This is a genomic window from Candidatus Tremblayella phenacoccinincola (genome assembly GCF_002682985.1).
GTDB classification, from domain to species: domain Bacteria; phylum Pseudomonadota; class Gammaproteobacteria; order Burkholderiales; family Burkholderiaceae; genus Tremblaya; species Tremblaya phenacola_C.
Genome location: NZ_MKGN01000006.1, coordinates 1 through 4,152, shown reverse-complemented (window position 1 = coordinate 4,152; position 4,152 = coordinate 1). Strand labels below are relative to the sequence as shown.

General features: G+C 31.7%; 4 protein-coding genes and 1 tRNA gene. 3 read left to right on the top strand and 2 right to left on the bottom strand.

Translation table 11 applies throughout. The features are described from left to right. Positions 1–341 precede the first annotated feature (341 nt). Complete coding sequence (locus TPPER_RS00280) at positions 342–776, top strand: type II 3-dehydroquinate dehydratase (protein WP_099336798.1); 435 nt, start codon at positions 342–344, stop codon at positions 774–776. A gap of 13 nt (positions 777–789) precedes the next feature. On the opposite strand, the gene TPPER_RS00275 is transcribed toward TPPER_RS00280, so the two are convergent. Beyond that, positions 790–863, bottom strand: a tRNA-Thr gene (locus tag TPPER_RS00275). 48 nt (positions 864–911) lie between these two features. Between TPPER_RS00275 and trxB the strand changes: the two genes are divergently transcribed. After that, a complete protein-coding gene (trxB, locus tag TPPER_RS00270; RefSeq protein WP_099336799.1) occupies positions 912–1,865 on the top strand; it encodes a thioredoxin-disulfide reductase in 954 nt (317 codons plus the stop codon). 54 nt (positions 1,866–1,919) lie between these two features. Further along, entirely contained in the window at positions 1,920–2,129 is a 210-nt protein-coding gene (gene infA, locus TPPER_RS00265; protein WP_099336797.1) for a translation initiation factor IF-1, read from the top strand. On the opposite strand, the gene lpdA is transcribed toward infA, so the two are convergent. Further along, positions 2,126–3,547: a dihydrolipoyl dehydrogenase gene (gene lpdA / locus TPPER_RS00260; RefSeq protein ID WP_099336796.1), complete on the bottom strand. Its 1,422-nt coding sequence runs from the start codon at positions 3,545–3,547 to the stop codon at positions 2,126–2,128. The genes infA and lpdA overlap by 4 nt on opposite strands. Between the last annotated feature and the right edge of the window lie 605 nt (positions 3,548–4,152).

Below are 4,152 nucleotides of genomic sequence, written 5' to 3'. Positions count from 1 at the left end.
GTAACAGCAGCAAGGAAGCATATCAAGAAGTCCTAATAATATGTGCTAACAGAAAGAGGGGGGGAAAGAGCCTGATGGTTGTCCGAACCTAACCAATAAGAACATCTGAAGTATCCTGAAGTCTCTTTTGCCTCTGTGTTATGATGTGTTGGTCTTGACTGGGGTATCTGCTTATGACTAACCTAAGCTACATATATTAATGCATTAGTAGAACCAAGTTAGAAGTAGTTAGACATAAGATATCCATAAAGGGGAACAGCTTCTACTAGACAACCATAACCACCTCCCCATAGTGGATCTAACGCACCTAACACTCCTAACAGCTAGCTCCTCTACATCATATGCGTATTCTATTACTTAATGGCATAAACATCAATATGTTAGGCATTCGAGAGGCTGATAAATATGGTCTTATAGATATAACTTCTATTATAGCAGACATAACTGAACTATGTTTCCCATTTGGGTTAGAGCTAGGGTTCTTTCAATCTAACTCAGAATATATGTTAACTGACTACGTACATCAAACCTATAACTATATAGATATTCTTATTATTAATCCAGCAGGACACACACATACTAGCATTTCTATTAGAGATTCTATATTAGCTGTGAATATGTCTTTTATTGAAATACACTTATCTAATATAACTGCTAGAGAAAGCTTTCGTCATAAGTCCTATTTCTCTGACATATCTACAAACATTCTAATTGGTCTTGGGGTTAAAACATATTACTTGGCTATAAAAGCAATATATAGTCCTTTCATAATATAACTACCTATTGATATGTCGATAATAGGAATTGAACCTATGATCTTCGCATTACGAATGCGCTGCTCTAACCTACTAAGCTATATCGACCAAGCTGTGTTATTATTCTTTAACTTAGTCTTAAAGGTTATTCTACATATGCATATAAAATACTATAAGCTAGTTATCTTAGGAACAGGTCCATCAGGATATACAGCTGCAATATATGCAGCAAGAGCTAACCTAAACCCAATCTTAATAACTGGTAATTCGATAGGTGGTCAGTTAATTAACACTAATAATATTGGTAACTGGCCTGGTGAGTCTGAAGGGTTAACTGGCCAGCTTTTAATGGAACGTATGCACTCTCATGCACTTAAACTTAATGTAAAGATGATATTCGATAATATTATTAAGACTAACCTACTTGAAAAGCCTTTCTATTTATTAGGTAATGAAGGTTACTATTGTGACTCATTAATTATTGCTACTGGCTCTTCACCTAAATATCTAAACATAGAATCAGAAGAAGCATATAAAGGAAAAGGTGTTTCAACCTGTGCTATATGTGATGGCTATTTTTACCATAACAAAACCGTAGCAGTAATAGGTGGTGGAAACTCTGCTTTAGAAGAAGGTCTATTTTTATCAGACATAGCTAATAAAACACACCTAATACATCGCCGTAACTACTTTAAAGCAGAAGAGATAACAATAAAAAAGGTATTACTTAAGGTTTTATCTAAGGCTATTATATTACATTTGAACCATATCACTGAAGAGCTATTAGGTAATAAACTATATGTTACTAACATAGTCCTAAAAAGCATTATCAATAAAACCCTTAAAAGAATCTCTGTTAATGGAGTCTTTATTGCCATAGGAAACTCTCCTAATACAAGTGCTTTTAAGGAACAGCTATTATTAGATAAAGGCTATATTAAAGTTAAAGCTGGTTTTAATAACTCAACAGCTACTTCTATTCTTGGTGTTTTTGCGTCAGGAGATGTTGTTGATAGCTATTATCGACAAGCAATAACATCAGCTGGAAGTGGTTGTATGGCTGCATTAGATACTAAAACATATCTTAATAACATATGCATATATAGTTAGGATTAGGCTGTTCTTATTATAGTTATTATTAGGAGTCTTTAAAAGGGTTTGTTAATGATAAAAGATATAGCTATTGAAATACAAGGCATTATACTAGAAACCTTACCTAATGCTAGCTTTCGAGTAGAACTATCAAATGGTCATGTTGTTATGGTTCATAGCCTACGTAAACCCTATATACGTATCTTAACAGGAGATAGAGTAACTGTTGAAATCACTCCTTATGGATTAAACAGAGGACTTCTTATATATCGTATTCGTTAATGCTTTTTAGGATTGTTTAATAAGTCTGTTACAGTGCCTGTATATAGTTGAGAAGCTATAGCTATTGTTTCATATAATGTAGGATGGGCATGTATACTTAATATTATATCTTCAGCATCACAGCTCATTTCTATTGCTAAAGATAGTTCTCCTATTAACTCACCAGCTTCTGAACCAACTATTAGACCACCTATTATCTTATTTGTTTTTATATCAAAGATTAGTTTTGTTATTCCATAGCTAGTGTTGGAGATTATTGCTTTACTAGAAGCTAACCATGGAACTATAGAAACTTCATAGCTTATATTATGTTCTATAGCTTTTCGTTCTGTATAGCCTACTAACGCTAGTTCAGGATTAGTATATATAATAGTTGGTATAGCCTTTGGTTCAAAGTAGACTCTTTTCCCAGCAATAACATCAGCAACAATATGAGCTTCATTAGAAGCCTTATGTGCTAGCATAGGAATACCTATGACGTCACCTATGCCATAAATATACGATATGTTAGTACGTAGCTGTTTATTGACGTTTATATAGCCTTTGATAGTTTTAACGTTAGTCTTTTCTAAGCTAAGTATGTTGATATTTGGTAGACGTCCAACTGCGGTTATTATTATGTCATAGCTTTTTAGAACCGTATATATATCTTTATTATATAGCTTTGTATATGTTTTATATCTTCTACTTTTTATTGCTATTGTTTTTGTAGTTAATATAATATTAGCTTTTGGGTTGACTTCTTGAATAAAAGCATTAACTATATCTTTATCAACAGCTGGTAATAACTGGTTAAAAGATTCTATTATAGTTACTACTGATCCTAAATATGCATATATTGTTGCTAGCTCTAAACCTATAATACCACCTCCTATAGCTAAAGATGTTTTTGGTATTATAGTTAGACTTAAAGCATCAGAAGAAGTCCATATGTTTTTATAGCATATAGGTTTAATAGTTGGTAGCTGTATATGTTTTGAGCCAGCTGCTATAATTATGGTTTCAAACCTAACTACTGAAATGCTTTTATTATTATTAACTTGTATATGCTTATTGTTAACAAAATAGCTATATCCATTAATAACCTTGATATTACGAGCTTTAGCTAACATATATAAAGAGCCATTAGCTTTAATAATAATCTTGTCTTTCCAACTTCGTATTATGTTGATATTTAGCTCTTCATTATTATATAATAAACCATAGCTTTTTATAGTCTTTATTTCACTAATGAGCTTTACTAAATGTAATAACGCTTTAGATGGAACACAACCAACATTCAAACATACTCCTCCAATATTGTTGTATTGTTCTATTAAGATGGTATTTAGGTTTAAGTCAGCACACCTAAAAGCAGCTGAATATCCTCCAGGTCCTGAACCAATAACTATAACATTTGTTTTATGTTTAAAGTTCATTAGTATATTAGCTATTGTAGGTTAAGATAATCCTATTAAGTAACGGCTATCTGATATTATATAACTAACTCTATATTGGTTTATTATATGCACATATATAGAAGCTCTTTGTTACGTTTGATATAAACACAGCTATATGGTAGTTATATTGTTTAATACGGTTCTAATTCGGGTTAACGTTGGTGTTGAATATATGTTAATTAGAATTGGTTGGTTTATGTTATATAATAGGAACTTCCTATAAAAGTATCAATAGAAGACAGCTCTTTAGAATCAATATAGCTAGAGTCTTCGAGATCGGTATATATAGGTAGTTTATTGAATCATGCTAACAGCTAACAGAATGGTTATATTGTTTGGGAAGGACAGTCTTATTAGGATGTTAGAGCTCTTATCTACTAATGGTTATTATAGTATCTATAGAGGAAGTTGGGAGTATTCTTTTGATCTCTTTTGAGACTAGCGTATATATTGATGAACCATATATCTATGGGTTAACTACATATTAGAGTTAGGTTTATTTAGCATATAATATAATAACTATTAACTAAACTGCACTAAGGATATTATATTGATAAGACCAACCAAACATATATTTAGCTATG

Coding starts and splice junctions, on each gene's coding strand:
- TPPER_RS00280 (WP_099336798.1), top strand. CDS start 342: ATGCGTATTCTATTACTTAATGGCATAAACATCAATATGTTAGGCATT.
- trxB (WP_099336799.1), top strand. CDS start 912: ATGCATATAAAATACTATAAGCTAGTTATCTTAGGAACAGGTCCATCA.
- infA (WP_099336797.1), top strand. CDS start 1,920: ATGATAAAAGATATAGCTATTGAAATACAAGGCATTATACTAGAAACC.
- lpdA (WP_099336796.1), bottom strand. CDS start 3,547: ATGAACTTTAAACATAAAACAAATGTTATAGTTATTGGTTCAGGACCT.